Genomic DNA, 26,401 nt, shown 5'->3' with positions numbered 1-26,401 from the left:
GAGGTCTCCTTCGGTGTTTATTTTTTTTTCCAAAGAAAACTATACCTTAGACAGACCTCTTTTTCTATGCCTTCTCAGGCAATCCACAACTTTTGATTATAACTCTTCATAGTAATCCATCTGTTTAAGATTTATAGCCAAATCAACCCTGCCATAAAGCGGATTAGAATGTTCCAGCAATGATTTCATTATCTCAACATAGGATCCTAATATTATAAATTTCAGTTTTGAGCTTTCTCTATATTTATCAACGATTGACTGCACAATGCAGTCAATTCCCTTTACAGACTCTCTTAAGTATTGATATTCATCCAATACAAGAATAAGTTTTTCTTTTTCGGCAAGTTTGAAGATATAATCCAAAATCGATTCTATATCTGTATATCCAAGCTTTGGTAAATCAAGAACCTCCGAAACAATGTTTGCAAGTCCTGTAACATTACTTTCTTCTGATACTTGCTTACATTCAAAATAAATACTCTTTATGTCGGTATTTCTAAGTATCTGTTTTATAAGTTCACTTTTACCGACTCTTCTCCTACCATAAATCAATGAAAAAGAAAGTTCGTCTGTGCTTATCTGTTTTTCTACTAGATATTCTTCTCGTCCTATAAATTTCATTTTTATTCGGTTCGTTCCGAGTCGAATAACACTGAGTAATATAGCATATGTACAAAACGCTATATCAGTCACCCTTCTACAAGGTCATAATTTAAATTATTTTCAGGAACAACTTTCCTCAAAAAAATTACACTTTCTTAATCGGATGTCTGATTACGGTTTTCCATTTTTCAGGAACAACTTTTCTTGCGTCAGACATATAAATTTCGTGATGAAGTCGTGTTTTGGAAAAATCTTTTTCATATCCGTTTTCTTTTATAAAAGAATCCATAAGTACAACTGTTGCCGGTTCATCATCAAAAGGGCCAGTATGCATTATCTGAACACACAATCCTTCATTGACAGTTAAGAATTCAGCAGATGAACAATCTATCTTTTTCTTTTTTGTTGCAGTTTCTACAGCCCAATCAAAATCTTTTTTTGTTACAAAATCAGGCAAACGGATAACAGAAATCCAGTAAAAAGAATTTTTATCTGAATAATCTACGCCTTCAACATTATCCTGCCACCAAAAGCCTTCAAGCGGCGGAACAACATATTCAAAAAAACCGTCTATTTTATATTCTGTTTTGTAACTCATTTTCAAAGTATACGCAACTGCATACAAAACACCAATTGCTTTTTGATACGCGCCGCCTTCTTCGTTTGGATTTCCTTTTCCGCGGACAGCAATATAATTCATTTCAGGCACATTTACGATTTCTGGTTTGTTCTTGGGTAAATAAAATTCTTTGAATTCTTTCTTAAAATCGAATGCCACTTTTTCCTCCATTAAGTTTCAATTTTTTTTATCAATTTGAATATTTAATTCTGGTCTTTTATTGATTGTAAAATTTCTTTTACTCTACAATTTTCCATTCGCCAAGTGTGCGCTTTTCACTGTCAAAACTTACGCCGATTTTAACAAGCTTTTTGTCGTTGCCGTTTTTGTCTTTTGTAACTGAATACGGAATCAGATATCCTTTTGAATCAATCTGTGCGAGTGCTTCTTCTACTGTTCCGTCAAGTTTGAATTCAAAAACATAAACAGTGCTTTCTGTTTCTACAACCATATCACTGCGGCCGGCAGCACTTGTCTCTTCTGTTTTTACAACATAAGGAGTGCACAAGCGAGCTATTAAATAGAACAAAGTTTTGTAGTGATTTTCGTTCTGCTTTTCGGCATTATACGGAATCGAAGACAAAAATGCTTTCATTTCTTTTAAGGCATCTTCAAGGCGGGCTTCTTCCAATGCGTCAGAAAATCTCATCAGAAAAGTGTCGTTTTTGCTTACAAGTTCTGTTGCATAATATGGAAGGAGTGATTTACAAAAGCCATCGCGAACTTCATCATTCGGGAAACCTAAAATAAAACGGCTTCCTTTTTCTGCCTTTTTTATTGTAAGGTAACCACTCTGATAAAGAAGAGGTATCGGGTCAGTTGCAGTTTCTGTTGGGGAATCAAACATTTCAAGTGTTGCAGGAAATCCTTTGTCAAAACTTTCAGGGTCCATGTTATACTTTTTTATCAACCGAGTAAGTATTGTCGGTGTTCCTGTTGCAAACCAATAATTTATAAGTTTACTGTCAGAAAGAGCATTGAGTAAACTGAATGGATTATAAATATCAGGTGAATTTTCTGTAAAATGATAACCGTCATATTTTTTTGTAAGAGCAGCACAAGCCTCTTCGTAAGTCATATTGTTTTTATCTGCCAGTGCCTTAATTTCCGGCTGCATTTGAGAAAAAAGTTCTTCTTTTGTAATTCCGCAAACAGCTGCATAATCATCTTTCATTGTAATAACTTTTAAATTATTCAATTCACTGAAGATACTTAACTGGCTGAATTTGCTTATTCCTGTCAAAAACACAAAGCGCAGAATTCCGCCCATATCTTTTAACGGACTAAATAGCTTGCGCACTTCCTGTTTTAAAACAAGCTGAAGTTCAGAGTTGTCCATTGTGTCTAAAAGCGGTGCATCGTATTCATCAACAAGAATTACAGGTTCTGTGCCTGTTTGTTCGTAAGCTGCTTTAAGAAGTTCTGAAAAACGGCTTCCCCATTCATAACCGTTTTTATTTGTAATCTTATATTTTTCTTCAAATTCACCAAGTTTATAATTCATATAAATTTGAAAAGTTTGTAAATCTGTAAACTTTGTTCCTGCAAAACTTAAATGAAAAACAGGATACTGCTTCCATTCTTTTTCAAGCTTTTCGATTGCAAGTCCTTCAAAAAGTTCTTTCTTTCCTAAAAAATAATCGCGTAAAGTTGAAATTAAAAGCGACTTTCCAAAGCGGCGCGGACGGCTCAAAAAATAAACGCGGTCTGTATGTGTCATTTTATAAACAATGTCTGTCTTGTCTACGTAATAATAACCGTTACGCCTAATCTGAGAAAAATCCTGCAACCCAATTGGAAAAAGTTTTAATTCTGCCATACGATTATTATATTACTTTACCGAAAGCAGTTCAATATAATCACGCTCGCCACTGGGGCTTGAGTTGAATCTTTGGATTTTTATTACCCACTTACAGCCGATAACTGAAATGTCATTTTTTTTCTGCATACCAAGGAGAAAATAAAACTATGTTTCAATCATACATTCTTCAAAAGAATTTTTCTCGACTATTTTTGCTAATTTGAAATTTATTTTATTCATGTATCTCAAGCGGAAGTCCGTCGGGGTCAAAAAAGAATGTCATTTTTTTATTTGTAAATGTATCAAATCGTACAGGTTCAGTTTCAATTCCTTTTGCATTCAGTTCTTTAACTGTTTCATCCACGCTTGTAACTCTGAATGCAAGATGACGCAGGCCGCACGCTTCAGGACGGCTTAATCTTTTTGGTGCATTCTTTATAATGAACAATTCAATTTCCTGGTCGCCACACTGCAAGTCTATTTTGTAATCATCCCGTTCCTTACGATAATTTTCCCTTACGACATTAAATCCAAGAAGTTCAATATAAAAATGATATGATTTTTTGTAATCACTTCCAATAATGGCTATGTGGTGAATTGAATCAAACATTTTTCTCCTCCACTTTTTTTCTTTATATAGTAATTATAGAAGGAATCTGCAAAACCGGAATCTTCTATTCACTCTGGGTTATTTTTTTCAGCAACTGCAGCATTGACTGAATGCAAAATCCCGACAGAAGAATTGTACAAATAGTGCAGATGCCAACCTTTCCTCCAAGCAGAGCACCAATAACAACAACGCCTGCATCAAGAGCGGTTCTTACCCATTTTACATTCCAGCCATGTTTTTTAACAAGAGCAAAGGTTAATGCTTCATAAGAGCCGCGCCCAAAATCTGCAAAAGAATACAGCGCAGTGCCGGCAGCAAAAATCAAAATTCCCAGAATCATAATTACAAAATTGATGAATACGTTCTCTGAATAAAACAGGCAGTCAGCAAAAATATCAACAAAGACACCGTAAAGAATTTGGTATATAAGTGTTCCGATATTAATTTGTTTTCGGTCATAAAAAAGACAAACCAATATCATTATTCCTGCAACGGCAAGCGAAGCCTGTCCAAAACTTATATTGAATATTTTGGCGATTCCCTCCCACAAAACAGCCAGTGTTGCACCGCCAAATCCTGCGTGAATTGCCAGATCTATTCCATATGCCGAAACTATTGAACCAATACATATAAGAAGAATTTTTTTAAGAACTTGCATTTGAATCACCGGTTTTTGCAAAAACTACGATATCCAGAATCAAAATGATTAGAATACCAATTATACAATTATTTACAGGAACTTTCCACAGTTTTTGTTTTTGTCAAAAAGGTTTCAGCATGAAGAAAGACTCATCCTTAAATACACATCTACTTCACCCCATTAACCAAAAATTAATCCATAAAACTCAATACTTATCAGTAATAGAAGAATACTTTTGTAGCAATACCAAACTTTCTTCTGTTATTGAACAAATCGCCCCTTCTTCCTCGCAAACAACTTGCATTGCGTTCACGCATATGTACGAACCTTTTTTATTTTCTACACTATCATCTCAAGTTAAATAAACTTACTTTATTTACAAAATAAATCTTATATACTGCAATTACCTAAAAAATATTTTACTTATACAAAAAATAAAATGGTGTAAATTTATTGGCATTCATCGTTATATCAGAAGAAGGAATATCCGTAAAAAAAATTGCCGACTTACTTAAAATGGAATATTCTTTTGTACTTGAATACAATTCAGGTTCATTACACGGAAAAACAAATTCTCCTGTTACAGGATCCATAAGATTTTCACTAAAAACACCAACCGTTCCTTTATTGAACAATTCAACACAAAATTCCTTAAAGAGAAAGTCTGTATCTTTTTTAAAATATTCACCTATGGAATTCCATCCTGTACTTTCAGATGCAACCACTGACTGTAAAAAAGAGATTCCTCCTTTATCTATAAAATATAGTGGATTACTTTCATCATATGACATACCACCTGCCTTCAAAAACAGCCAGTATAAAAATAAACATGTTGCTCCCCTGCATCCTGCGGAATCAGTTCTGCCAAGATAGTCATTCCCGGCAAAGGAGAAATACGCCATATTATTTAAGTAATAGTTTACAAATCTATTATTTCCACCTGATACTCCATAACCGCAAAGACTTTCGCTTAAATGACTTAATCCTTCATTCAAAAAAATTTCCTCAACAAGTTCTGATTTTCCAAGCAACAGTTTATTGTATGTTTTATTTGTAAAATTTATCGCATGCGTAATTTCATGAATCAAAGTTGCAGTTATCGCACTTGCCGAAAAAGTACCCTCGTCTAAACTTTCAGGAATCGCTGCATAAATTATATCACACTCATTACTAAAAGGATTATAATGGGAAGAAGACTTATCCACATTTCTTGTAAAGAAATCAGCAGAATTAAAAAACCCCAATGCAATACCTTCTTCATTTATTGTATGAGAAAAAAGTATGGCAATTTTTTTATCTCCATTTATATCAGCACAACTTCCCCATAAAGTTTTTGTTCTGGGAAGAGCAATAGTTTCAAGATTCTCCAGACAAATATCAATATACGAATATTCGTCCTCTGTTAAATCTTCCGGTACCCATGCACAGATATTATCAGATGAATAATAAAGAACTGCATTTATAGAAGAAGCGTTCGATGAAGAACCTGTTGTATCTGCAATATAAAATAATTTTCTATTGCCCAATATTGGTTCTATTATTGAACGATTCAGTGAAATTTCATTATACGGCTTCAATTTTGCATAATTGATATTATCACACCATATTGATGGATCTATAAGAAATTCACTTTCGCAGGATAAAAATTTATTTACTGAATCAGTCAAAAAAGAAAAATTAAATTCTGTGATTTTTTCACCTGTATTAATTATTCCGGTTGTACAAGCTTCTTTTTTGATAGTCTTTTTACATGGCACATAAGTAACATAGAAAACATTTTCATTCTGTCCTTGAATTACAATTACTTTTACGCATTTTGAAATTTCTTGTTCCGGTAAACTAAGTGTAATTAAATGCTCGCCACTGGATAAACAAACAGATATCTGAGGTCCTGAGCCCAACTTTCCATCTAAAGAAGATTCCCATTCTAAAGAATCATTATCTAAAGATGACGCAAAAATTATTGGTTCTGTAGAGTAATAAGTCCAATCTGATTTGGGACTCTTGATTTCAAAGTTTATACATTTATCATTTTCATTTTGAATACAAGAACTTAATTCAAAAAAAGACGCAATTAATATTACAGTTAAAGTAAATTTTGATTCATTCTTCAACATAAAAAGTCACCGCCGAACTTGTTATTGAACTGAAAGAATAATATGGCAAAGAAAAGTAAGGGTCGCCACAAATTTTCTGAGCAGTTAAATACAGATAGTAAGTTTTGCCAGCAGTTAGTGTTCCTTTAGGTATTTCAATATTACAAGCACTTGTTGAACCTGTCCAAATCCTACTTAATACAGTTTTAATATTTACCTGATATACTATCCCGTTTCCAAGGGAGTTCCACGCACAGGATACAGCAGACTGGGAATTTATACTTTTCCCGGAAAGAACTGAATTACCCATCGAATCAGAAAATGACACTATAGTTGGAGCTTTTGTAAGTCTTAAATGAGGAATTTGTATACAGGCTGCTTCCTTGTATGCTGCAGAAATAACTTTTATATTATAGATATCACTTTCAAGTCCATCGAATGATGAAATATAACACTGGCTGTCATTGTCAAATTCCAATAAAAGAACTTCGTTCTCACTGTTTGTTACAGTAACCAGAGAGCCAGTCATTATATCTCCGGAACTATTTTCAGGATAAACCCTGAATACTATATCATCACCGTTTACAGATACTGCACTTGCCCGCAAATTCTGATTTTCTATAGAAGACTCACATCCTGCAAAAAACAGAATAGACAAGAAAAGAATAGGTACAGATTTAAATATTTTCATTTTTTTCCTCAAGGTTTTATTGCCATTAAAGTTTTTTTTAAATTTTTATGGTCAGCATCAAAATAGTAAATACATCCATTGTATTGTGGTGGGTCAGCAAAAGGATGTGTATTTATATTTTCAGCGGCTCCTATAAGTTCTCCTGTTTCTGAATTATAAACCCTTAAGCCCCGTCCCCATGTTGCAACAAAAGTCTTGCCGTTTGCAACCACTGGTTTTGAATTAAGCGAACCGCATCCTTTGGGTAAATCTCCCCAGACATAGGCAAAAGTTTTTGCATCAATACAGATTATGTTTTTTACCATATTCTGGGGGATTCCTGCTATTGATGAAGTTGCCCAGCTGGTATTGTTTGTATAATAAAACTTTCCGTCTGAATAATAAGCAGGGGAATCTGCTCCAATGTAAACTTCTGTATCCAATTTTTCTGTATCACGGCATTTTTCTTTAAGACACTTTCCCGTTTCCAAATCATAGCAGCTTATTACATTTTCAAAAAAATACAGTCTGTCATCAAATATCTGCATATGACCGTCCCCGTTCATTGTAGTTGTAGGAGTCTGCCATTTTACAACTTCGCTGTCTGCATCTATTGCAACGGTTTTTATTATGCTCCCGTGTTTTTCCTGCCAGAAGTCGTATGTCTGGAAATATACAATCCCATCCTTTGCTACAGGCCGCATCAGGATTCCTACATCGGCTACATCATCTGTCCAGACAAGCCTGGGTTCAATATGCTGTACCTGTTCCGGTCCCAGTGTAAAATCAATTTTTGAAACATCAAACTTCAAAAGGCCTTCATTTATTACACCTTCGCCGTTTATGTTTGACCAGAAAAGATTTCCGCCGCATGAAATCATTGTAGGCCCCCTGTCCATATAAATTCTCGTAAAAGAAACAACTGCATCTATTTTACCGTCGTCATCTCCAATGACATACAAATACCCTCCGGAAGTCTGCACATACAGTCTGTCATTTATTACAACCACAGGAGACTTGTTAACACGAAATATTTCAGGACTGGTCCATACTATATGACCATCCAGAAGATCTACTTTTGTCATTGAAAACTTATACTCCTGTTCCAGACCTTCGTTTACAGAAGTATAGTTGCATTCAATAAGATATAAAAACTGTCCGTTCTGGGTGGGCTGGTAAGTATCGTAAGCATTTGTTTCCAGTTTCCAGACTACATCAGGTTCGTATACAGGTTCTTCAGACGACTTCTTTTTTTTTTCATCAAATATACAACCTGTGCAGGATACCAAAATGAAACAGATAATTACAAAAATAATCTCACTGCATAATTTATTGTGTTTCATTATTGTATCTCCATCCCCGCGCTCTTAACAACATATTATCTATCTCGGATTGAGTAACAAGATTTGACCCCGGATTAATATCAGCATGATTATACGGCAGCGCAGTATATCCTTCAGGTTTTTCACTGAGCACATTAAGGTGTACAACGGATGTCTGTTTTGTTGCAGGGTTATAAAAAGTTTTTGGATAAAACTGACTTTCCTTTGCAACAAGTCCGTCATTTTCATCAGAGCCTTTCAGTTTGTTCAATTTACCGTCTATATTGCTTAACCAGTCACTTGCTGTACTGCAGTATGTTGCAAATGTTTTATGATACCCCAGTATTCCAAAAGTAATGTAATATTTTGCAAGATTGATTCCATTGGCTATATCCAACCCCTTTACGGCATAGCCTATACCGTTTCTTACATTACTTTCCATATCGCTGCCCAGCATTCCCAATGTATTGCTGTCTGTACCTACGATATATCCCATTGGAAGATCAGGATCAAATTTGGGCATATCAAAATATGCTGTATAAGTCGTATAAACGGGTTTTGTTTCTATAGTCAGGTAATATATTTTTATTCCAAAAACCTTCTTGTATGTCCATGTAAGATATTTATTTTCTCCTGTCTTCCTTTTATATACAATACTTTTTGTTTTTGACACGTTGTTTTCTATAAACGAACTTCTTGGCATCATGTCATAAATTTCCGGCAGCACTGAATAAGGAGCATTATCCAGACCGGCCGTAATATATGAATTAAAATACGGGAGAACAGTCGTGAGCGTATCATCTACATCGGACGAATTTACACCAAACCAGGATAATGCATATGGTGTCAAGGTAATTCCAATGATAGCGGCGAATGCATCAATAGTAAGGCTTGCTCCCAATACCCCTTTTGTTTCATTTAGCAGAATAACTATTGTATTTTCAAGTTTGGCCTTGAACGGAGTAAATCTGTTGACTTCGGAACAACCGTCAAGCGCTTTCAGACCTTTGTCTATTCCTGATACTGTAATTACAGCCTTTAGCTTTTTGTATTCTTCTGGATGCTGCTGCTTTAATCTGGTTGCGTAAGCTATTGCTCTAAGGCCGCCCTGGCTGTGCCCGACTACTGCATAGTCTGATGATGTACTTCCGGCCTTACCGCTTAGTACTCTGTCAATTTCGGCATCCACACGTTCTTCCAAAGTATCTGAATGTGCATCAACTTCTGTATCCGCAAAGCCAAAGCCAGACATAAAACGGTAGCCTTTGTCATTCAGATTTCCAATCTTAACATATTCCTCATCCACTGTCTTTTGTGCAGATATCGCAATTACGGTTACACAAAGCATCATTGCTGCAATTATTTTCTTTTTCATGTTCTACTCCCCATCAAATAATAATTTAAAAACACTGTCTTCTGTCTGATTTATTTCAATATTAGTATACAGTTCAACAACAGTTTCAATATTGCTTAAATTTGCAGGATCACCAAAAGTAATTGAACTGTCTTCATAAATATTTCCGGCTTCCTGCATAGCTTCAAATTCTTCATCAGAAATTTCAGGAATATCATCCATTGATTCATATACCATACTCTTATCCGGCATCTCTCCAACATTTTCTGCCATCTGAGTGTTAATTGTAAATATGGTTCCAATCTTTACAGGCGTACCTTCATAATCTTCATAAACCGGGCAAAGTGTACTTGTAACGACGGTTTCATCATCCATAACAGTTACAGTTTCTACTTCTTTTACAACTTCTTCTGAAACATCATATGAAATAGTTGATTTTATAGATTTTTCTCCATATCCAAGAACCAGCATTGACTGCGGAAGAGAAAGTGTCAGTAATGAAGATTCTGTATTTTCAGATAAATCCAGAGACAAGCGATAGGCTTCACTTTTAACATTTTCAATATCAATTTTACCAAAACCCAGATTATCTCCACCGAACATTCTTAATGATGAATTGTTTTTGTCGCTAACATTTATACGCAGAAGCTCATCATTGGTTTGCGTATTACATATTATTAAATCTTCTCCATCAGAAAGCACAGACCTATAAACCCCATCAGAATCAGCAACCATATCGATACGTGTATATTGAACATTATCTATCATTTTTACAGACATCTTATATTTATCTGATAATTTTAATCCGGTATCTTCACGGCTGTTCATCCTATAAACCTGAACATCCGTTTGATAACTTGTAATTTTATCTGAAGATTTATCCTGGCTCCATGCAATAGTTGTGGGATTTTCTTCAAAAACACTATCAGCTTCTGTAATATTTTTTGAATTATCACAAGACGCAAACAGATACAAAATTAAAGGAACTAAAGTTGTACACAACAATAAACTCTTCTTCATACATACTCTCCTGAGATATTAGAAGACTGTTCAAACAGTCAAAAAGATTCTGTATTTTAAGATAAACTGAAAATACATTGTACCAGAACAGTTTGCAACACAAACTTCTGCTAAAAATCCGGTGACAATCAACAGATTTTTTAGCAATTATTCCAAACTTAATTTCCATTCTACCACAACTATTCAATTCCAGAACGTATACCTTTGGCTAAAAAAGGGGTGATCAAGGTATATTTCACAGAAAAAAAAATCGTATGTCTTCCAAAAAACTTTACATCCTTAAAATATTGTGTTAAGATTATTATAAAGTGTTCAAACCTTATTTTGGGGGAAACATAAGAGATGAGAGTTTATTTTAATGAAAAAGAGTTTTGGCCGTTTATAAATACTTTTACCATTTTTATCTGCATTTTTATTTGTTTTATTACATTCAGCAGAGAAGTCAATTTTTCTATTAACCCTAAAACTATATTTGGAATGTCAGTTACTTTTATCACACTTGTTCTGCTGATGTTCAGTTTTACAATCAAAAGAGGATTAATTAATTATTCAATAATTTATATAATTTGGGGAGCCTGTGTTATTCATATGGGCAATCACCTTTTGGGTTCAGCTTTCTTTTACACAACAATACTATTCCTTTACAAACGATTCCCTGTTTTCAAAGAAAATAGAAAAGCTTTCTTTTTGTTATCGATTGTACTTATTCTTATACCATTTATTCTTATACCTTTTTCAAAAGGAACTTATATTATAAAACTCAATGCCTACCTGAATGATTTTCTGCTTTTATATTTTGTATCTCTGGTACTATTTTTGATTTATTCAATTCATAAAAACAAAAGCATTGATTCAAAAAAAGTTCTGGACTTATCCAGATATAATTTTTCTGTCCGTAAAATCAGAATTTTAAATGCCGTTATGTCAGGAGCCAAATATTCAACAATAGCAGTAAATCTTGGTTGCGGACTTGCAACAATCAAAAAAAATGTTGGAGAAATTTGCACCACACTTCAAGTAGCAGACAAAACAGAACTTCTTGTAAAATATTCAGGATACACCATTCAATGCTGATACTTATTTAAGTATTAATTCCCTCCCGCAAACATATTTTTACAATACACTCGATTTTTTTACGCTTTTCTTCTATAATAGTGGAATGAAACCAATACTCGATTACACGGTAATATATAACGATGATGATATTGTTGTCCTGAACAAACGCTCAGGTCTTCTTATTGCTGCCGACCGCTACGATCCCGACGCCCCACGCCTTGACGAAAGTGCAAGCAAAGAGTTCGGAAAGATTTATGCGGTTCACAGAATAGACAAAGACACAAGCGGCGCCGTTATTTATGCAAAAAACGCAGAAGCCCACAAAAAACTTTCAGAACAGTTCATGAACCGCACTGTACAAAAAGTTTACCACTGTCTCGTTAACGGACGCCCGGCGTGGGATGACCTTCACGTAACATTACCTCTTCTTCCCGATGGGGACATAAGACACCGCACTGTAGTAAACAAAAAAATCGGCAAATCTTCCATAACAGATTTTCATCTTATAGGAGTCTGCGGACCCTACAGCTGGATTGAAGCACGACCGCACACAGGACGTACACACCAGATTCGCGCGCATCTTCAGGCAAACGGACTAGGCATTGTATGCGACCCGCTTTATTCCGGTAACCAAAAGCCGGTAAGATTAAGCGATATAAAACGCAGGTGGAACGGAGACACGCTCGAAGAACGGCCGCTTCTTTCCAGACTGGCGCTTCACGCATTCCGTCTTACGCTTAACCATCCGCGTACAGGCGAGACAATGACGTTTACAGCTCCTTACCCAAAAGATCTTGATGCCGTAAGAAACCAGCTGGCAAAAATATTCAAAACAGATCCGCTTGTTTTTGCGGCAACTGAATCAAAATGAAAAAACTGCGCGCAGGAATTTTAACAACTGCTGTCCTTCTCTTTAAGTGCGCATCTCTTAACGCGCAGAATTTTTTCGGACTTGAAGTCACACCATTTTTTACAATCCGCAGCGGAAGTCAGTACGAGTACGTTTACACAAACACATATTCAGACGGAGCAACACTCAGTCTTTTGGACTGGCAGCAGAATCCTATCCTTTTCGGGGGAGCAAAAGCGGCTGTCCGTTTAGGTCGATTTTCTCTTAGCGGACAGGCGAGCGCGGCGGTTCCTGGAACAGACGCAGGTTTTGTTACAGATTATGACTGGAAAAACCTTGAACTGACGCGCGATACCACCTTACAGAAAATATGCACAAACTACAGTAAAAGCACATGCACCGTTAACGCAGATTATTTTCTTTCGGCGCGCGCACTATTCTGTTTAAAAAAAACGCACTCATTCAGCATATCGCCATTTGCCGAACTTGAATACACATATTCCCATTACCAGGCAGACGGTGGCATACTAAAATACGGCGCTAAGGATTCAAAAACAAATACATATTCCTCATACGAAACAGCAGAAGAAGAATCCATGACAGGAACAGTACTCAGCCTTCAGCGAATTGAATATTTTACCTGGGCAGGTCTTGAACTCAAATGGGATACTTTTCGCGGAACCAAAATTCTTTTTGAAATTGCCGCATGCCCTTATGCAAACATCCAGTCTCTTGATTACCACGCACTGCGCTACACTTATTTTCTTGACTTAATGGAAGGATTTTTCTGCGGAATAAAAGCATCGCTGGGACTTGAAACAGAACTTACAAAACGCCTTTCACTTTGCATTAGTGCACAGATTCTTGATACATCCACTATCGACGGAAACACACGCGTCAAAAGTTACAGTTCAAAGTATTTTTCAGACTTTATTTCTTCAAAAAAAGACTGCGGTTCTTCTTTTTCTTTCTTTGACTTCAGCACCGGATTTAAAATAATTTTATTCTAAAACAAAAAATAATCTTACCGATTTTATTTAATCGTGATATAATTTAGTTAAGGTTGGTTCTTAAAAAATGCAATTTTTATAGATTGACCTTAAGTTATAAAACTTCAGTTTAAAAATCTTCTGTAGGAGGAACCCTGGATGAAAAAAATTATTACAATAAGCAGAGAATACGGTAGCGGTGGTCACACAATCGGAACCTACGTTGCAAAGGAGCTCAATATTCCTTTATATGACAAAGAAATTATTGACATGGCCGCTCAAAATTCAGGACTATCACCAGACTTTATAAAAAAAACCGAGCAGAATATTTCTTCGGGCTGGCTCTACACCCTTCTTTTGGGAGCAAGTTATGCAGCCCCGGGAACAACGCACATCGGAATGAATACACAGAATCCTTCTGTTCCGCTGGCAGACCAGGTTTTTAACGCACAGCGCAATGTAATTATCGAACTTGCAAAAAAAGGCCCGTGTGTCATCGTAGGAAGATGCGCCGACTACATCCTGCGCCACTGCGAACAGATTAACAAAACTGACGTACTTAACGTTTTTATCTACGCACCGCTCAAAGACAAAGTAAAACGCGCAATAGAACAGAAAGGCCTTGATCCTGCAACTGCAGAACGTGATGTAAAACTCATAGACAAGCGCCGCGCCAACCACTACAACACATTTACCGAACGTACGTGGGGCAAGCGCGACCATTACGATTTACTTATAAACAGTTCGCTTCTCGGCCTCGAAAAAACTGCAGAAATGATTATTGAAGTCGCAAAACATTCCTGAAGTTTTTTGAGTAAAGCTACAGTTTTATTCTTACAGTCTGAATACGGCGGGAACTCTGGTCTTCTACGATATAGATGTTTCCGTCGCATTTATATACAGCACCAATCGGTGGAAGTTCATCAAATCTTTCCAAAAGCCAGCCTCCGAGCGTGTCAAAATTTTCGCTCGAAAGATTCAGATTAAGCACGTCATTCAAATCATCAAGTTTCATATCTCCGGGAACAAGAAATTCATTTGTGCCAAGAACAGTTACGCGCTTTTCTGGAGCGACTTCCGCATATCCGTATTCGTCAGTCATGCGTCCGAAAACTTCATGCAGAATATCATCCATCGTAACGATTCCGGCCATGCTTCCGTATTCATTTACAACAACTGCAAAATTATTTTTTTCTTTTTTGAAACCGTGAAGAAGATCAATCGCAGACATTGTTTCCGGTACAAACATTACCGGCCGCATACAGATTCTTATAAAATCACGGCTCGAAGTAATTGGTTTTGATGCAAACAGAACGCCCTTGTAATGAAGAACTCCGATTATATTTTCGGGATTGTCTTCGTAAACAGGAAGTCTGGAATACCCCGACTCAACAAAAAGTTTTATTACATTATCAAGCGTTTCATTTACGTTAACATAACGCACCAGAGATCTGTGGCGCATAATGTCGTGCAAGTTCAAGTCCGAAAATTCAAATATGCGGTCAAGCATTTTGCGTTCGTCCTGCTCAAGCGTTCCTTCATGTTCACCAACGTCTATAAGAGTTTTAAGTTCATCTTCGGTAATAAGAGGCCGCTTTGTTTTAATAATCTTGTGTTCCAGAAAATCTATAAAGTTTGTAAAGACGCTAAATATCCAAATTACAGGAAAGAAAATACGCTGAATCCAAATTACCGGAGTAGCCGCAAATTGTGCCATAGACTGCGATTTTATTCCTGCATATGTTTTTGGAATAATTTCACTGAACACAATTACAAGCACTGTTATAACTGCTGTTGCTGCAGAAAGATATTCAGGACCGAACACTTCAAGTGCAAAAGCCGTTGCAACAGAAGAGTTAAGTGTATTTACAAAATTATTTCCTATCAGAACTGTTGTAATAAGTTTGTCAAGCTTTGATTTTAAGAAAGCAATTTTTTTTGAATTGCGCGCATTCGACTTGAGCATCTGCCTGATTGTAATTCTTGAAAGACTTGTATACGCAGTTTCTGTCGCAGAAAAAAAAGCACCCATACACAAAAGAACAATAATCAGAATAAGAGTAAGAAGAATTTTTAAATTACTGTTCATTGCCTGCCTCTTTACATTCCCTTATTCTTACACGGGACACGCGTTTGTCATCCATTTTGCTTACAATAAATTTATATCCCGAGCGAACAATACTATCACCTACGCGCGGAATACTTCCCAAAGTCTCGCATATGTAGCCGCCCAAAGTTTCACATCGACGTGAATACAATGAAATTCCCAGCTGTTCATTTATGTCTATAAGTCTTGAAAGTCCGTCGACTTCTGCATTCTGCAAATTTCTGAGCGTAAGTTCAACACGTTTTGCATAAGGTTTGTATTCATCTGCAACAGGGCCAAAAATTTCGCGCACAAGATCTTCGCTTGTAAGAACACCGTAAGTTCCAGAATATTCATCTATTACAACTGCCATGCTCTGTCTGTTTTCACGGAGCATCTGCTGTATACTGGACATTTTTTTTGTTTCAAGAATAAAAAGCGGCGGTCTCATAACTTTTTTTACGCTGAACTCTTCGGGTCTGTTTTTATAACAGAGCAAATCCTTTACATAAAGAATTCCAAGAATATCATCAATGCCGTTTTTTTCCGTAAACTGGAAAGCGTGAAAGTCTTATGCGCTCGGAATATTCAACTATTTTCTGGTAAGAGTCATCTATTGAAACTGCCTTTATATTTTTACGCGGAACCATTATATCTTTAGCTTCCAAATCGCTGAACTTAAAGACGCGGCGCATCATTGTTTTTTCATTGCGTTCCAGAACTCCCTGTTCAAGTCCCACGTCAAGAAAAGTTTTTATTTCTTCTTCTGTAAACGAAACTTTCTTTTTGGAAGCGTCTACTTTAAAAATTTTTAACGTAATACGCGAAAGAAAAGTAAAGACCGCAACAAAAGGAGAAAGCAGAACTTCAAGTACGGCAATGAATCCGCAGAAAAAAAAGGCAATCGGTTCGGGATGATGGGTTGCAACTGTCTTCGGAAAAATTTCTCCAAAAATCAAAAGAAGCATTGTTGCACAGAAAGTTGCTATTCCAACTCCTGCACTGCCGAACATTTTTATTGAAACATAAGTGAGAATAGATGACAAGGCAATGTTAACAATATTATTGCCCACAAGAAGTGTGTTTATAAGACGGTCTCTTCCATTAAGAAGCCGCCAGACAAGTATTGCCCGACGGTTTTTCTGATTGCGCAGAGAACGCACCCTTAGTTTGTTAATAGAAAGGAATGCGCTTTCTGCTGCAGAAAAAATCATTGAAAGAAGTATGAGCACCCCTGCAACTGCAAGAAGCGCCCACATGGAAGCCGACGGTGGTTGTGAAGAGTCCATCGCCTTCTACTGTGCCCCCATTTTTTCTTTCATATTTTTTGTAACCGCAATTGCATTCAGAATTGTATCTGCATGTTCACCGGTCGGATCCAAATCATATGAATTGTTCAGATATTCGAGCATTCTGTCAAAATCAGTGCTGTTGCTGTAAGCAAGCATAAATGCTGCGGTAAACCAGGCATTCTGCTGCTGTTCAACATTCATGTTGCCAAGATTAACGGCATTTACAAAAGGCTCTGCAACGTCACCGCCCGAAACAGCTTCATCGTATGAAAGAAAATTTGCCTGATACAAATCAAACAGTCCGCGCTCGCCGCTTTTGTTTTCGGGATCAAGAACTGCAACTTCTTCTACAAGAGGTCTTAGCGGAGTTACGCAGTCTGCAAGTGTATTTTCATACAAAGCCTTTATTGCGGCAATCTTTTCCACACCGGAAGTTTTGTTCAAATCGGCAGAATATTTTCTAAATTCAACGCAGGTTTCTTCTACAGAAGCAAGGGAATCTGCAAAGTCAGTATATTCCGGAACAGTCTCGCCGACAGGAAGCTGTGAAATTACATATCCTTCAGGCGTAAGAATATAAACTGCAGGATAAGAGCGCACGTTGTATGTCATTGCAAGAACAGTCTTGTCTGCATACTCAGCGGCAATTTTTTCTGCAGCTTTCTTTTCTTTTTTTGAAGCATCTTCTGCAACATCTGCAAGTGCATATTCCTTCTGTGAAAAATCAATATTCAGGAATACAAACTTTTTTCCAAACTGCTGTGCAAATTCTTTTGTATAAAGAATCTTCTGCTTGAACGGAATGCAAGAGTCAACCCAGTCATCGCCCGAGAACAGAATAAAAATCTCGCGGTTTTTTGCAGTTGCCTGCTTCTTTGCCTTTTCAAAACTTGTAGTCCATGTAACAGCAGATTTTCCTGCAGCATCTTCTTTCTTTGTATCTTTATCGCAACTTACAAACAAAGTGCCCAGTGCAATAACAGATACTGCAAAAATTCTAACCATTTTCTTTTTCATAAAATAAAACCCCAATCAGTTAAAGTACGAAACGCCTGCATAGAAAATATTCTGGCAGGAACTTTCGTTTGCGTTTCCGGCAGATGCACCGGCAATATTCTTTATAAGATCAGAACTGCTTCCGTCTGCATCATTTCCCATAGTGCGCTCACTGTGTCCCATCTTTCCAAGAACACGACCATCCGGGCTGGTAAGTCCTTCTATTGCAAAAAGGCTTCCGTTGGGATTGTCAGGCTCGGTGACAGATGGAATTCCGTTTTCGTCAACGTACTGTGTAAAGACCTGACCGCTGGCAAAAAGTTTGCGCGCAAGATCTTCGTCAATTACAATGCGTCCTTCACCATGGCTTACCGGAACAAGATGAATGCGTGACTCAAGAACACTCTTTGAAAGTGCCCACGGACTTGTTGCACTCACCATTCTTGTACGTACAATGCGGCTTATGTGGCGGTTGATTCTGTTGAATGTAAGCGTCGGCATATCTTCAGAAGGCTCGCGAATTTCACCGTATGGAACAAGACCTGTTTTGATAAGAGCCTGGAATCCGTTGCAGATACCAAGAACAAGACCGTCGCGTTTTTTAAGAAGATCCATTATTGCATCTGCAATTCTGTGTTCGCGTATAACATTTGCAATATATTTTCCGCTTCCGTCAGGCTCATCACCGGAACTGAATCCGCCGGCAAAGGCAAGAATCTGTGACTTTGAAATCTGCTTTTTGAATTCCTCAAGCGATTCTGCAAGTTCATCAGGTGTTCTGTTTCTGAAAACCATTATATTTGTTTCTGCACCGTTCAGGTTAAACGCACGCGCCATATCGTATTCACAGTTTGTTCCGGGGAACACAGGAATAATTACACGCGGCTTAACGCTGTTGTTTTTTACAGAGAAACTCTTTCTTGCGGTTGCCAGTGATTTATGTTCAGCAAGTGCAAAGTCAGGAAGCGCTTTCTGAAGTGCAGCACCTGATATCGGAGGGAACACTTTTGCAAGTTTTGATTCCCAGGCCTGTTCAATTTCGCAAAGTTGAATTTCTTCATCTTCTATAGTAACAGAAGGGTCTGCCTGTGTATCACCGATTTTTGTAACAGTTCCGCAGGCAAAGTCAGAAGAAGCTTCAAGATCTTCGGAAGTTTCTACAATTATTGAACCGTACAGCGGAGTAAACAAATCAGAAGCGTCTGCATCTTTTTCAAGACCGGCAGCAGTTGCACTAAGAGGAATTGTGTCCAGCGAAATTCCAATGCGGTTACCCATAGCCATCTTGCTTACGGCTTCTGCTATTCCACCGGCACCGACAGGATACATTGCGCTTATTTTCTTTGCACAATTAAGAGCATAAAGTGCGCGTGCATTTTTCTTGAAGGTTTCAAAATCAGGGGCAAGTTCTGCAGAATAAGGAACACTTACAAGGTAAACTGAATCCCCGGCTTTTTTGAATGAACCAGAAGTTACGTTTGAAACATTTTCTGTATCTACTGCAAAAGATACCAGTGTGTGCGGAACATTAAGTTTTTCGAAAGTACCGGACATTGAATCCTTTCCTCCGATTGAACCTGTTCCCATAGATTTCTGTGCATCAATTGAACCAAGCAGTGCTGCAGCAGGGTAACCCCATGTTTTTTCATCTACAGCACGTCCAAAGAATTCCTGGAACGTAAGTCTGCATTCTTCGGGGTTTCCGCCAAGACAAAGAATTTTTGCAAGGGAAGAAAGAACGGCAACCTGTGCTCCGTGCCAGGCAGACCACTGTGCAACACGCGGATCATAACCGAACGACATAAGGCTTACAGTAGAAGTTTCACGCGGGCTTACTACCGGAATTTTAGCTGCCATTCCGGCTTCGGGAGTTCCCTGGTATTTTCCACCGTAAGGCATAAGTACAGAACTTGCACCGATAGAACCGTCGAATCTTTCTCCGAGTCCGCGCTGTGAACAGCATGCCAGGTCTTCCATATCGGCAAGCCATGCTTTTTTCATGTCGGGCTCTGATTCATTTTCATTAAGAATTTTTTCTACCGACTCAAGCGGCTTTACAAGAGGTGACTCTTTCTGTGCGGCAGGTGATTCTATTCTTGCAACAGCTTCATGTTTTGCTCCGGCTGCGTCAAGGAATGAACGGTCAATATCAACAATTGTTTTTCCGCGCCACTTCATTACAAGACGGTTTGTATCTGTTACAGTTGCAACTACAACTGCGTTAAGGTTTTCTGCATCTGCTGCGGCAATAAATTTTTCTACGTCAGACTTGCGTACAACTACAGCCATTCTTTCCTGTGATTCAGAAATTGCAAGTTCTGTTCCGTCAAGGCCTTCGTATTTTTTGGGAACTGCATCAAGGTTTATATCAAGCCCCGGAGCAAGTTCACCTACAGCAACAGAAACTCCGCCCGCACCAAAGTCATTTGAACGGCGTATCATGCGGCAAACGTCCTTGTTGCGGAACAAACGCTGAATCTTGCGCTCTTCCACGGCATTTCCTTTCTGAACTTCGGCAGCAGCGGTTGTAACAGACTTAACATCATGTACCTTTGAAGAACCTGTTGCTCCTCCAATACCGTCACGTCCTGTTCCGCCTCCAAGAAGAATAACAATGTCACCTGTTTCGGGCTCTTCACGCATTACCTGATCACAAGGGGCAGCCGCAATAACAGCTCCAAGTTCCATGCGCTTTGCTACAAAACCGGGGTGATAAATCTCGGTAACCTGTCCTGTAGTAAGACCAATCTGGTTTCCGTAAGAAGAAAATCCCTGGGCTGCTTCGCGTGTAAGTTTCATCTGTGGAAGTTTACCGCTGAGTGTTTCTGAAAGCGGAACAGTCGGGTCTGCAGCTCCGGTAACACGCATTGCCTGGTAAACCCATGAACGTCCCGAAAGCGGATCACGGATTGCGCCTCCGATACAAGTTGCGGCTCCACCGAAAGGTTCAATTTCTGTAGGATGATTGTGTGTCTCGTTCTTGAACTGAAGAAGCCAGCGTTCTGTTGCGTCAGGAGAATCTGCGCTTATTTTGTTTCCTGCAGCGTCTGTTGTATAATGAACGTCTATATAAACTGAACATGCATTGATCTCTGCACTTACTTCGAGGTCGTCGAGTTTTCCGTGTTTACGCAGATACTTTGCACCGATGCAGGCCATGTCCATAAGTGTAACAGGCTTGTCTTTGCGGCCGGCATAAAGGTCGGTGCGCATTACATTGTAACCGTCAAGTGACTTCCTAAAAAGCTCTGCATAAGGACCGTCATCAATCTTTACGTCATTTAGAATAGTGTTGAACGTAGTGTGGCGGCAGTGGTCGCTCCAGTAAGTGTCAAGAACACGTATTTCTGTAAATGTAGGATCACGGTTGATTGACTTAAAATAATCCTGAAGGAACTTGATGTCGGCAAAATCCATTGCAAGACCAAGCTTTTCGCGGTAAGTTTCAAGTGCCGCATCATCAAGGGCATTAAAGCCTTCTACTGAAGGAATGTCAGCCGGAACTTCAGACTTCATCTGAAGTGTTTCAGGCTTTTTGTCATCAGTAAGACGGCTGTCTACCGGATTTATAAGATAAGATTCAATTTTCTTTACTTCGTCTGCAGAAACTGTTCCTTCAAGAAGAACAATCTTTGCACATTTTACGCGCGGAGGTTCAGAGCCGACTTTAACTTCCTTTGACATGCTTTCCCTAAGAAGAGAAAGACACTGTTCCGCACTGTCGGCGCGCTGGTCATACTGCCCCGGAAGATATTCCCAAATAATTTCAGTTGTTCCTGAAGGGACTGAAAGAGCATCGTATGTTACAATGTCACCCTGAGGCTCAGAGAAAATTCGTGTTGCGGCTGCTCTTGCAACTGCATCAGTAACATTCTCGATATCGTACCGGTTGAAATAGCGAACGCCGGTAACACCACTAATACCCAAAAAACCTGTTATTTCGGAATAAATCCGCGCCGCTTCATTCTGGAAGCCGGCCTTTCTTTCAACATAGATACGAAACATTCGCATATTATATAGAAAAAAATGCGTTTGTTCAATGTAAAATCACCTGCTGTCTCCTGCACGCACCTGCTTTTCAGGAACATACGCTTATTACGTTAAGAGCGGCGGAACACGTCGGCAGCGTACCGATCCCGAACGGCTTCGGCGCTGCGCACCTGCAGATGTCCGGGCCGTCCCGCCGTCGCCGCGATCCGCCTCTGATATTGTTTTAATTGTATATTCCTGCAGCAACCTCTGCCTATTGAATTTTTTCAGTTGATTCTAATAGATGCTGCATGATAAAATTTGCTTTAGTCTCCGCAAGATCATTCAATTCATCAGGAGATAATTTTTCCAACTTTTTTTTAGAAATAGTCAATTCTTTTGTCATTACTTCTTCCATAATTACCTCCAATAAACAGTCTCGCATATTCCACATTATTAAAACCGTTTTACACGATTCTATGCCTGGCCTGCAATTTTACTGTCGTTTCCAAACATCTTCATTAATGCCTGCTGTAAAACCTGCGAAAAGTTTACGTTGTTTTCCTGTGCTTCTGCATTTAACCACGCAGGAAGAGTGACTGTCCTGCTTACAGATTTATTAACCTGAGCCATGCGGATTGAAGGCATATATACGTCAATAAGCATTGATTTCTGATTTTTTTCCAATTTTATTGACTCAAGAGCTGAAGGTTCCGGGATTTTCTCTTCGTCTTCTTCAAGTCCAAACATTACACAACCAAGTAATTCACGTGCAGAAAGCAATGCATCCTTGTCGTCAACTCCTGAAGTTGCAACTTCCAAATCCGGAAAATCAACGGCAATTTCCTGCCCTTTCTCATAAGTAAAAACTGCCGGGTAAAAGTATCTTTCTGGCTTTTTCATTTTTCACCTACCTGAACAGAAGTCCTGACTGTTCTTCAATACGCTTTAATGTGGGTCTCGGTATGTTCTTGCACGGATGCTTTACAGTTACGCGACCTTTCTTGGTGGGATGTTTATACTGGTGATGGCTTCCGACCGTATTAACCAAATACCAGCCGTCGGCTTCAATCAATTTAATTACTTCTCTTGAAGAATAACTTTTCACCGGTTCCCTCCCCACACCACTTTAGTTTAACACATATTATTATATGTATCAAGAAAATTTGCCCGCACTGTACGCAGACTGGTTTATTCTTAACACATCAGGCGAGAGCTGCTGAAATGTGTTGGATTTTTCAGCGGCTTTCTTAACCAAAGTCGCTGGCCCCTCTGCAAGAGGCTATCCCAGCGGATAGTTAAGACTTCATGGTAATCCAACAACCATGAAGTCTTTTTTTATTCCCAGGGTTAAGGAGGGGAAAATGACAAAATACCAATACTACATGAACAAGAGCGACAAAGAGACACAAATCGCTATCGAGTTCGCAAAAAAAGGCGAGCAAGCTCTCGCACAATTCCACAAAAACGCAAGCAACGGATTCAAAGAAAAGGCACGCAATCTAACGATTGAGGAAGGGGAAAAAGAGATTTAAATCCCTATTTAAAAAATTCTGCGTAAGAGGATTCTTGCCCGGCCGCTCCGGGGCGCAGGATATTGAATAAAGGTGGCCACCCGCATTCAGAAAAAACAAAACAGGAGGTTACTGTATGAAAAGTAACATCAAGGAGGCTATACATGCTTGAAAGTAAAGATCTTGAACTTCAGATCCGCCTCACAATTGGAACGCTGGAAAGCAACGCAGAGGCAATCAGGCAGGTTGTCCTGACCCACCTTAAAGACTACACACCGGAGAACTACATCGGAAGGGCTGACGAGGCGAAAGCCGACAAAGCCCTTTTAAACAAGGCCGACAAAGCCTTGAATTCAAAAAGGCTTGAACTTGAGCGCGAGTACATGGAGCCGTTCAACAAGTTCAAGATCACAATCACAGAAACCTGCAAGGCAATAAAAGCCGCAAGTGCCGGTCTTGATGAGATTGTCAAGGCGGAGGAAGAAAGGGAGTGCGGCGAAAAATGGGAGAAAATAGAGGACTACTGGAATAAAACAGGCTTCTCTCTCTTCGACATTACTGACTTAGCCAAGATAACAGACATCAAGAAATGGACGAACAAGACCGCGAAGCTGAAAGATGTTCTTGCCGAAATCGACGCAATCCAGAAGAAAACATTTGATGAACTCAAAATTCTGGAACAGTTCCCGCAGGAAGACGTATCACTTCTTAAGACGGTCTACCTTGACACACTGTCCATAACAGAAGCCATGCAGAAAGCGAACCAGCTCAAGGCGAACCGCGAAAGGCTCGCCAGAGAGCAGAGGGAGCGCGAGGAAGTAGAACGCTTCAAGAAAATCCAGGAGCAGAAAAAGGACGAATGGAAGGAGGAGAAAAAGGCGGAAAGCGAGAATGAATCCTCCGACCTTGCAAGCGCCGCACTCGGGCTTGAGATAAAGCCGGAGAAAACGGAGACACTGGAGGAATACGCCCTCGTTTTCAGCCTTACACGCAGCCAGTTTCTTGACCTGCGTGGCTATATGTCCGACCACGGTATAACCTACTCGGAGCTTCAGGACAAGGGTTCTGGAGTGTACACAAAATAGAAAGACAGTCAGGGTAAAACCTAAGGCCACACAAGGCTTATAAACTTTGTGTGGCGCTTTATCCCGACAGAAGGAGCTTATATGACAGATATAAATAAAACAGTCCTTGTAGGACGACTGACTAAAGACATCGACATAAAATATACGAACAGCGGCGCGCCCATCGGCAACATGTCAATCGCCGTGAACAGAAGCCGGAAACAGGACGGCCAGTGGGTCGATGAGGCAAGTTTTTTTGATGTGAAAATCTATGGAAAAATGGCGGAAAGCCTCCGGCCCTACCTGACCAAAGGAAAGCAGATAGCGGTCGAGGGCTTTTTAAAGCAGGAGCGGTGGCAGAAAGACGGTCAGAATTTCAGCCGTGTGACAGTCGGCGCGGAAAACGTCCAGCTTCTTGGCGGAAACTCCGGCAACGACAGCCAGCATCAGAACAACGACTACGGATACTACGGAAATTAAGGAGAAACAGCAATGGTAAGAATTGTTTTTGAATACCGCGATAAATGGACTCACGGAGAATGGAGCCAACAGGAATGTACCGTAAGAAGCGTAGCGGAATGCAAGAAAATCTACGGCTTAGATGAGTGCGAATACAGAATCCTTGAGATTGAGGAGATAAAATGAACGCAATAGAAATATACAGATCATTGAGTCAGCCGCCGGCAACAGCCTTAAGGCAGATTACAGCCGGAAACTTAAAAGGAAAAACGGATATAAATCCGCAGTGGCGGTATGAGGCCATGACCGAGAAATTCGGACTTGTAGGAATCGGCTGGAAATATGAAATCCAGAAACTGTGGACAGAAAAAGGAGCGAAAGATGAAGTCCTGGCATTTGCGCAGGTGGCGGTGTTCATCAGAAATGCGGACACAAAGGAATGGTCAGACGCTATAGTCGGAATCGGCGGAAGCAAGCTGGTGAACGCATTCAACGCGGGACTGCAATCCAACGATGAAGGATACAAAATGGCGGTTACAGACGCGTTCAGTACAAGCCTTAAAATGCTGGGCGTTGCGGCCGACATATACGCCGGACGCTGGGACGGCTTGAAGTACAAGGACACACCGCAGGAGCAGCAGCCAAGCAACAACACCAGCCCGAACCGTTCAAGTCAGCCGCAACTGCAAAGACAGGCAACACAGGCAACTCCACAGATGAAAGGCGGCCCTGACACGCAGGAAGAAAGGGAGATTATCAACGACCTTCTCGGAAAGCAATTCTCCGACGGCTCGCTTGTATTCTCCAAGGAGGAATGCGCGAAGGTCGGAACATGGAGACAGATCCGGACTGCAAGGCAGGTCATTGATTATCTCTCGGAGCTTTACACCGAACGGACGCAACAGAACACTCCGGCTGAAGAATTTCCGGAAGACCTTCCGTTCCAGGAGATAAAGAATCATGGCGGAAATAAGAATCACAATGAAAAGAGTTTTCAGAAAAGGATTTCTGTGCCTTGAGATTCCAGAAGACGAGGGAATCCGGGAGGCTCTGAAAAAGATTCTTATTTCCTGCCGTGAGAAATACAACGACTTTGTGCAGGTTACGATAAAACCGCCATACAAACCCAGAACAACAGGAGCAAAAAGCCAGAACCACCACCTGAACGGACACATAGTGCAACTGTGCAACATAACGCAACACAGCTACGAAGAAATAAAGTATTGCGTAAAGATGAAGGCGGTTGAAGCCCTTGAGTACCCTTACACGATAATCAACGGCTACCTTCTGCCGAAAAGCGAGCACGAATGCAACACGGAGGAATGCGCAAAGCTGATAGAAGCGGCGCACCTTCTGGCAGCGGACTGGCAGATTGTACTGAAGGAGTAATC

General features: G+C 39.4%; 28 protein-coding genes. 10 read left to right on the top strand and 18 right to left on the bottom strand.

Annotated elements, in window-relative coordinates:
- Positions 1 to 96 precede the first annotated feature (96 nt).
- The 10 genes from IWA51_RS01790 to IWA51_RS01745 form a co-directional block, all read right to left on the bottom strand.
- The gene (locus IWA51_RS01790; protein WP_198442915.1) at positions 97 to 621 is read right to left on the bottom strand and encodes an AAA family ATPase; all 525 of its coding nucleotides are present in this window, start codon (positions 619 to 621) and stop codon (positions 97 to 99) included.
- Positions 622 to 748: 127 nt separating this feature from the next.
- Positions 749 to 1,381 (bottom strand): GyrI-like domain-containing protein, encoded by a 633-nt coding sequence (locus IWA51_RS01785; protein ID WP_215905258.1) that lies wholly within the window; start codon positions 1,379 to 1,381, stop codon positions 749 to 751.
- A 79-nt stretch (positions 1,382 to 1,460) separates the two neighbouring features.
- Complete coding sequence (locus tag IWA51_RS01780; RefSeq protein ID WP_198442913.1) at positions 1,461 to 3,041, bottom strand: ATP-binding protein; 1,581 nt, start codon at positions 3,039 to 3,041, stop codon at positions 1,461 to 1,463.
- Positions 3,042 to 3,255: 214 nt separating this feature from the next.
- On the bottom strand, positions 3,256 to 3,633 hold the full coding sequence (gloA2, locus tag IWA51_RS01775) for an SMU1112c/YaeR family gloxylase I-like metalloprotein (RefSeq protein WP_198442912.1): 378 nt from the start codon (positions 3,631 to 3,633) through the stop codon (positions 3,256 to 3,258).
- A 64-nt stretch (positions 3,634 to 3,697) separates the two neighbouring features.
- Positions 3,698 to 4,291, bottom strand: coding sequence for a YczE/YyaS/YitT family protein (locus IWA51_RS01770; protein WP_198442911.1), 594 nt, complete (start codon positions 4,289 to 4,291; stop codon positions 3,698 to 3,700).
- A 401-nt stretch (positions 4,292 to 4,692) separates the two neighbouring features.
- Complete coding sequence (locus IWA51_RS01765; RefSeq protein ID WP_198442910.1) at positions 4,693 to 6,390, bottom strand: hypothetical protein; 1,698 nt, start codon at positions 6,388 to 6,390, stop codon at positions 4,693 to 4,695.
- Positions 6,377 to 7,060 carry a hypothetical protein gene (locus IWA51_RS01760; RefSeq protein ID WP_177528211.1) on the bottom strand — a complete coding sequence of 228 codons (684 nt, stop codon included), beginning with the start codon at positions 7,058 to 7,060 and terminating at the stop codon, positions 6,377 to 6,379. The genes IWA51_RS01765 and IWA51_RS01760 overlap by 14 nt, the downstream gene beginning before the upstream one ends.
- An 8-nt stretch (positions 7,061 to 7,068) precedes the next feature.
- The gene (locus tag IWA51_RS01755; RefSeq protein WP_198442909.1) at positions 7,069 to 8,382 is read right to left on the bottom strand and encodes a PQQ-like beta-propeller repeat protein; all 1,314 of its coding nucleotides are present in this window, start codon (positions 8,380 to 8,382) and stop codon (positions 7,069 to 7,071) included.
- Positions 8,369 to 9,736: an alpha/beta hydrolase family protein gene (locus IWA51_RS01750; RefSeq protein WP_198442908.1), complete on the bottom strand. Its 1,368-nt coding sequence runs from the start codon at positions 9,734 to 9,736 to the stop codon at positions 8,369 to 8,371. The genes IWA51_RS01755 and IWA51_RS01750 overlap by 14 nt, the downstream gene beginning before the upstream one ends.
- 3 nt (positions 9,737 to 9,739) lie before the next feature.
- Positions 9,740 to 10,735, bottom strand: coding sequence for a hypothetical protein (locus IWA51_RS01745; protein ID WP_198442907.1), 996 nt, complete (start codon positions 10,733 to 10,735; stop codon positions 9,740 to 9,742).
- 342 nt (positions 10,736 to 11,077) lie between these two features.
- Between IWA51_RS01745 and IWA51_RS01740 the strand changes: the two genes are divergently transcribed.
- From IWA51_RS01740 to IWA51_RS01725, 4 genes are all read left to right on the top strand, one after another.
- Positions 11,078 to 11,809 (top strand): helix-turn-helix domain-containing protein, encoded by a 732-nt coding sequence (locus IWA51_RS01740; protein WP_198442906.1) that lies wholly within the window; start codon positions 11,078 to 11,080, stop codon positions 11,807 to 11,809.
- 85 nt (positions 11,810 to 11,894) lie between these two features.
- Positions 11,895 to 12,662, top strand: a complete 768-nt coding sequence (locus tag IWA51_RS01735; protein ID WP_198442905.1) for an RluA family pseudouridine synthase — start codon at positions 11,895 to 11,897, stop codon at positions 12,660 to 12,662.
- Entirely contained in the window at positions 12,659 to 13,651 is a 993-nt protein-coding gene (locus IWA51_RS01730; RefSeq protein WP_198442904.1) for an omptin family outer membrane protease, read from the top strand. The genes IWA51_RS01735 and IWA51_RS01730 overlap by 4 nt, the downstream gene beginning before the upstream one ends.
- Before the next feature lie 138 nt (positions 13,652 to 13,789).
- Positions 13,790 to 14,434 (top strand): cytidylate kinase-like family protein, encoded by a 645-nt coding sequence (locus IWA51_RS01725; protein WP_198442903.1) that lies wholly within the window; start codon positions 13,790 to 13,792, stop codon positions 14,432 to 14,434.
- Positions 14,435 to 14,450: 16 nt separating this feature from the next.
- Here IWA51_RS01725 and IWA51_RS01720 read toward each other — a convergent pair whose 3' ends face one another.
- The 8 genes from IWA51_RS01720 to IWA51_RS01690 form a co-directional block, all read right to left on the bottom strand.
- A complete protein-coding gene (locus tag IWA51_RS01720; RefSeq protein ID WP_198442902.1) occupies positions 14,451 to 15,719 on the bottom strand; it encodes a hemolysin family protein in 1,269 nt (422 codons plus the stop codon).
- Entirely contained in the window at positions 15,709 to 16,215 is a 507-nt protein-coding gene (locus tag IWA51_RS12625) for a transporter associated domain-containing protein (RefSeq protein WP_230402683.1), read from the bottom strand. Before IWA51_RS12625 ends, IWA51_RS01720 begins: the two co-directional genes overlap by 11 nt.
- 31 nt (positions 16,216 to 16,246) lie before the next feature.
- Positions 16,247 to 17,005: a CNNM domain-containing protein gene (locus tag IWA51_RS12620; RefSeq protein WP_230402682.1), complete on the bottom strand. Its 759-nt coding sequence runs from the start codon at positions 17,003 to 17,005 to the stop codon at positions 16,247 to 16,249.
- Between the two features lie 6 nt (positions 17,006 to 17,011).
- Entirely contained in the window at positions 17,012 to 18,025 is a 1,014-nt protein-coding gene (locus IWA51_RS01710; protein ID WP_198442901.1) for a thioredoxin family protein, read from the bottom strand.
- A 15-nt stretch (positions 18,026 to 18,040) separates the two neighbouring features.
- Positions 18,041 to 22,009: a phosphoribosylformylglycinamidine synthase gene (locus IWA51_RS01705; protein ID WP_198442900.1), complete on the bottom strand. Its 3,969-nt coding sequence runs from the start codon at positions 22,007 to 22,009 to the stop codon at positions 18,041 to 18,043.
- 238 nt (positions 22,010 to 22,247) lie between these two features.
- Positions 22,248 to 22,391 carry a hypothetical protein gene (locus IWA51_RS01700; RefSeq protein WP_198442899.1) on the bottom strand — a complete coding sequence of 48 codons (144 nt, stop codon included), beginning with the start codon at positions 22,389 to 22,391 and terminating at the stop codon, positions 22,248 to 22,250.
- A gap of 59 nt (positions 22,392 to 22,450) precedes the next feature.
- A complete protein-coding gene (locus tag IWA51_RS01695) occupies positions 22,451 to 22,876 on the bottom strand; it encodes a type II toxin-antitoxin system HicB family antitoxin (RefSeq protein WP_198442898.1) in 426 nt (141 codons plus the stop codon).
- 7 nt (positions 22,877 to 22,883) lie between these two features.
- Positions 22,884 to 23,081, bottom strand: coding sequence for a type II toxin-antitoxin system HicA family toxin (locus IWA51_RS01690; RefSeq protein WP_198442897.1), 198 nt, complete (start codon positions 23,079 to 23,081; stop codon positions 22,884 to 22,886).
- A 256-nt stretch (positions 23,082 to 23,337) separates the two neighbouring features.
- On the opposite strand from IWA51_RS01690, the gene IWA51_RS01685 reads away from it, so the two are divergent.
- The 6 genes from IWA51_RS01685 (at position 23,338) to IWA51_RS01660 (ending at position 26,399) form a co-directional block, all read left to right on the top strand.
- Positions 23,338 to 23,508, top strand: coding sequence for a hypothetical protein (locus IWA51_RS01685; protein ID WP_198441935.1), 171 nt, complete (start codon positions 23,338 to 23,340; stop codon positions 23,506 to 23,508).
- 143 nt (positions 23,509 to 23,651) lie between these two features.
- Positions 23,652 to 24,572, top strand: coding sequence for a DUF1351 domain-containing protein (locus IWA51_RS01680; RefSeq protein WP_198442896.1), 921 nt, complete (start codon positions 23,652 to 23,654; stop codon positions 24,570 to 24,572).
- 81 nt (positions 24,573 to 24,653) lie between these two features.
- The gene (locus tag IWA51_RS01675) at positions 24,654 to 25,031 is read left to right on the top strand and encodes a single-stranded DNA-binding protein (RefSeq protein ID WP_198441933.1); all 378 of its coding nucleotides are present in this window, start codon (positions 24,654 to 24,656) and stop codon (positions 25,029 to 25,031) included.
- A gap of 12 nt (positions 25,032 to 25,043) precedes the next feature.
- Positions 25,044 to 25,196 (top strand): hypothetical protein, encoded by a 153-nt coding sequence (locus IWA51_RS01670; RefSeq protein ID WP_198441932.1) that lies wholly within the window; start codon positions 25,044 to 25,046, stop codon positions 25,194 to 25,196.
- Complete coding sequence (locus tag IWA51_RS01665) at positions 25,193 to 26,029, top strand: hypothetical protein (RefSeq protein WP_198441931.1); 837 nt, start codon at positions 25,193 to 25,195, stop codon at positions 26,027 to 26,029. Before IWA51_RS01670 ends, IWA51_RS01665 begins: the two co-directional genes overlap by 4 nt.
- Positions 25,971 to 26,399 carry a hypothetical protein gene (locus tag IWA51_RS01660; RefSeq protein WP_198441930.1) on the top strand — a complete coding sequence of 143 codons (429 nt, stop codon included), beginning with the start codon at positions 25,971 to 25,973 and terminating at the stop codon, positions 26,397 to 26,399. Before IWA51_RS01665 ends, IWA51_RS01660 begins: the two co-directional genes overlap by 59 nt.
- Positions 26,400 to 26,401: the final 2 nt, after the last annotated feature.

The sequence above is a fragment of the Treponema peruense genome, assembly GCF_016117655.1.
GTDB classification, from domain to species: Bacteria; Spirochaetota; Spirochaetia; order Treponematales; family Treponemataceae; genus Treponema_D; species Treponema_D peruense.
The sequence above is the reverse complement of the archived record's forward strand: the minus strand, read 5'-3'. Positions and strand labels throughout refer to the sequence as shown.

Excerpts from the sequence above, each read along its gene's own strand:
- IWA51_RS01790 (WP_198442915.1), bottom strand. The coding sequence starts at position 621 with ATGAAATTTATAGGACGAGAAGAATATCTAGTAGAAAAACAGATAAGC.
- IWA51_RS01780 (WP_198442913.1), bottom strand. The coding sequence starts at position 3,041 with ATGGCAGAATTAAAACTTTTTCCAATTGGGTTGCAGGATTTTTCTCAG.
- gloA2 (WP_198442912.1), bottom strand. The coding sequence starts at position 3,633 with ATGTTTGATTCAATTCACCACATAGCCATTATTGGAAGTGATTACAAA.
- IWA51_RS01770 (WP_198442911.1), bottom strand. The coding sequence starts at position 4,291 with ATGCAAGTTCTTAAAAAAATTCTTCTTATATGTATTGGTTCAATAGTT.
- IWA51_RS01765 (WP_198442910.1), bottom strand. The coding sequence starts at position 6,390 with ATGTTGAAGAATGAATCAAAATTTACTTTAACTGTAATATTAATTGCG.
- IWA51_RS01760 (WP_177528211.1), bottom strand. The coding sequence starts at position 7,060 with ATGAAAATATTTAAATCTGTACCTATTCTTTTCTTGTCTATTCTGTTT.
- IWA51_RS01755 (WP_198442909.1), bottom strand. The coding sequence starts at position 8,382 with ATGAAACACAATAAATTATGCAGTGAGATTATTTTTGTAATTATCTGT.
- IWA51_RS01750 (WP_198442908.1), bottom strand. The coding sequence starts at position 9,736 with ATGAAAAAGAAAATAATTGCAGCAATGATGCTTTGTGTAACCGTAATT.
- IWA51_RS01745 (WP_198442907.1), bottom strand. The coding sequence starts at position 10,735 with ATGAAGAAGAGTTTATTGTTGTGTACAACTTTAGTTCCTTTAATTTTG.
- IWA51_RS01740 (WP_198442906.1), top strand. The coding sequence starts at position 11,078 with ATGAGAGTTTATTTTAATGAAAAAGAGTTTTGGCCGTTTATAAATACT.
- IWA51_RS01735 (WP_198442905.1), top strand. The coding sequence starts at position 11,895 with ATGAAACCAATACTCGATTACACGGTAATATATAACGATGATGATATT.
- IWA51_RS01730 (WP_198442904.1), top strand. The coding sequence starts at position 12,659 with ATGAAAAAACTGCGCGCAGGAATTTTAACAACTGCTGTCCTTCTCTTT.
- IWA51_RS01725 (WP_198442903.1), top strand. The coding sequence starts at position 13,790 with ATGAAAAAAATTATTACAATAAGCAGAGAATACGGTAGCGGTGGTCAC.
- IWA51_RS01720 (WP_198442902.1), bottom strand. The coding sequence starts at position 15,719 with ATGAACAGTAATTTAAAAATTCTTCTTACTCTTATTCTGATTATTGTT.
- IWA51_RS12620 (WP_230402682.1), bottom strand. The coding sequence starts at position 17,005 with ATGGACTCTTCACAACCACCGTCGGCTTCCATGTGGGCGCTTCTTGCA.
- IWA51_RS01710 (WP_198442901.1), bottom strand. The coding sequence starts at position 18,025 with ATGAAAAAGAAAATGGTTAGAATTTTTGCAGTATCTGTTATTGCACTG.
- IWA51_RS01705 (WP_198442900.1), bottom strand. The coding sequence starts at position 22,009 with ATGTTTCGTATCTATGTTGAAAGAAAGGCCGGCTTCCAGAATGAAGCG.
- IWA51_RS01700 (WP_198442899.1), bottom strand. The coding sequence starts at position 22,391 with ATGGAAGAAGTAATGACAAAAGAATTGACTATTTCTAAAAAAAAGTTG.
- IWA51_RS01695 (WP_198442898.1), bottom strand. The coding sequence starts at position 22,876 with ATGAAAAAGCCAGAAAGATACTTTTACCCGGCAGTTTTTACTTATGAG.
- IWA51_RS01685 (WP_198441935.1), top strand. The coding sequence starts at position 23,338 with ATGACAAAATACCAATACTACATGAACAAGAGCGACAAAGAGACACAA.
- IWA51_RS01680 (WP_198442896.1), top strand. The coding sequence starts at position 23,652 with ATGCTTGAAAGTAAAGATCTTGAACTTCAGATCCGCCTCACAATTGGA.
- IWA51_RS01675 (WP_198441933.1), top strand. The coding sequence starts at position 24,654 with ATGACAGATATAAATAAAACAGTCCTTGTAGGACGACTGACTAAAGAC.
- IWA51_RS01670 (WP_198441932.1), top strand. The coding sequence starts at position 25,044 with ATGGTAAGAATTGTTTTTGAATACCGCGATAAATGGACTCACGGAGAA.
- IWA51_RS01665 (WP_198441931.1), top strand. The coding sequence starts at position 25,193 with ATGAACGCAATAGAAATATACAGATCATTGAGTCAGCCGCCGGCAACA.
- IWA51_RS01660 (WP_198441930.1), top strand. The coding sequence starts at position 25,971 with ATGGCGGAAATAAGAATCACAATGAAAAGAGTTTTCAGAAAAGGATTT.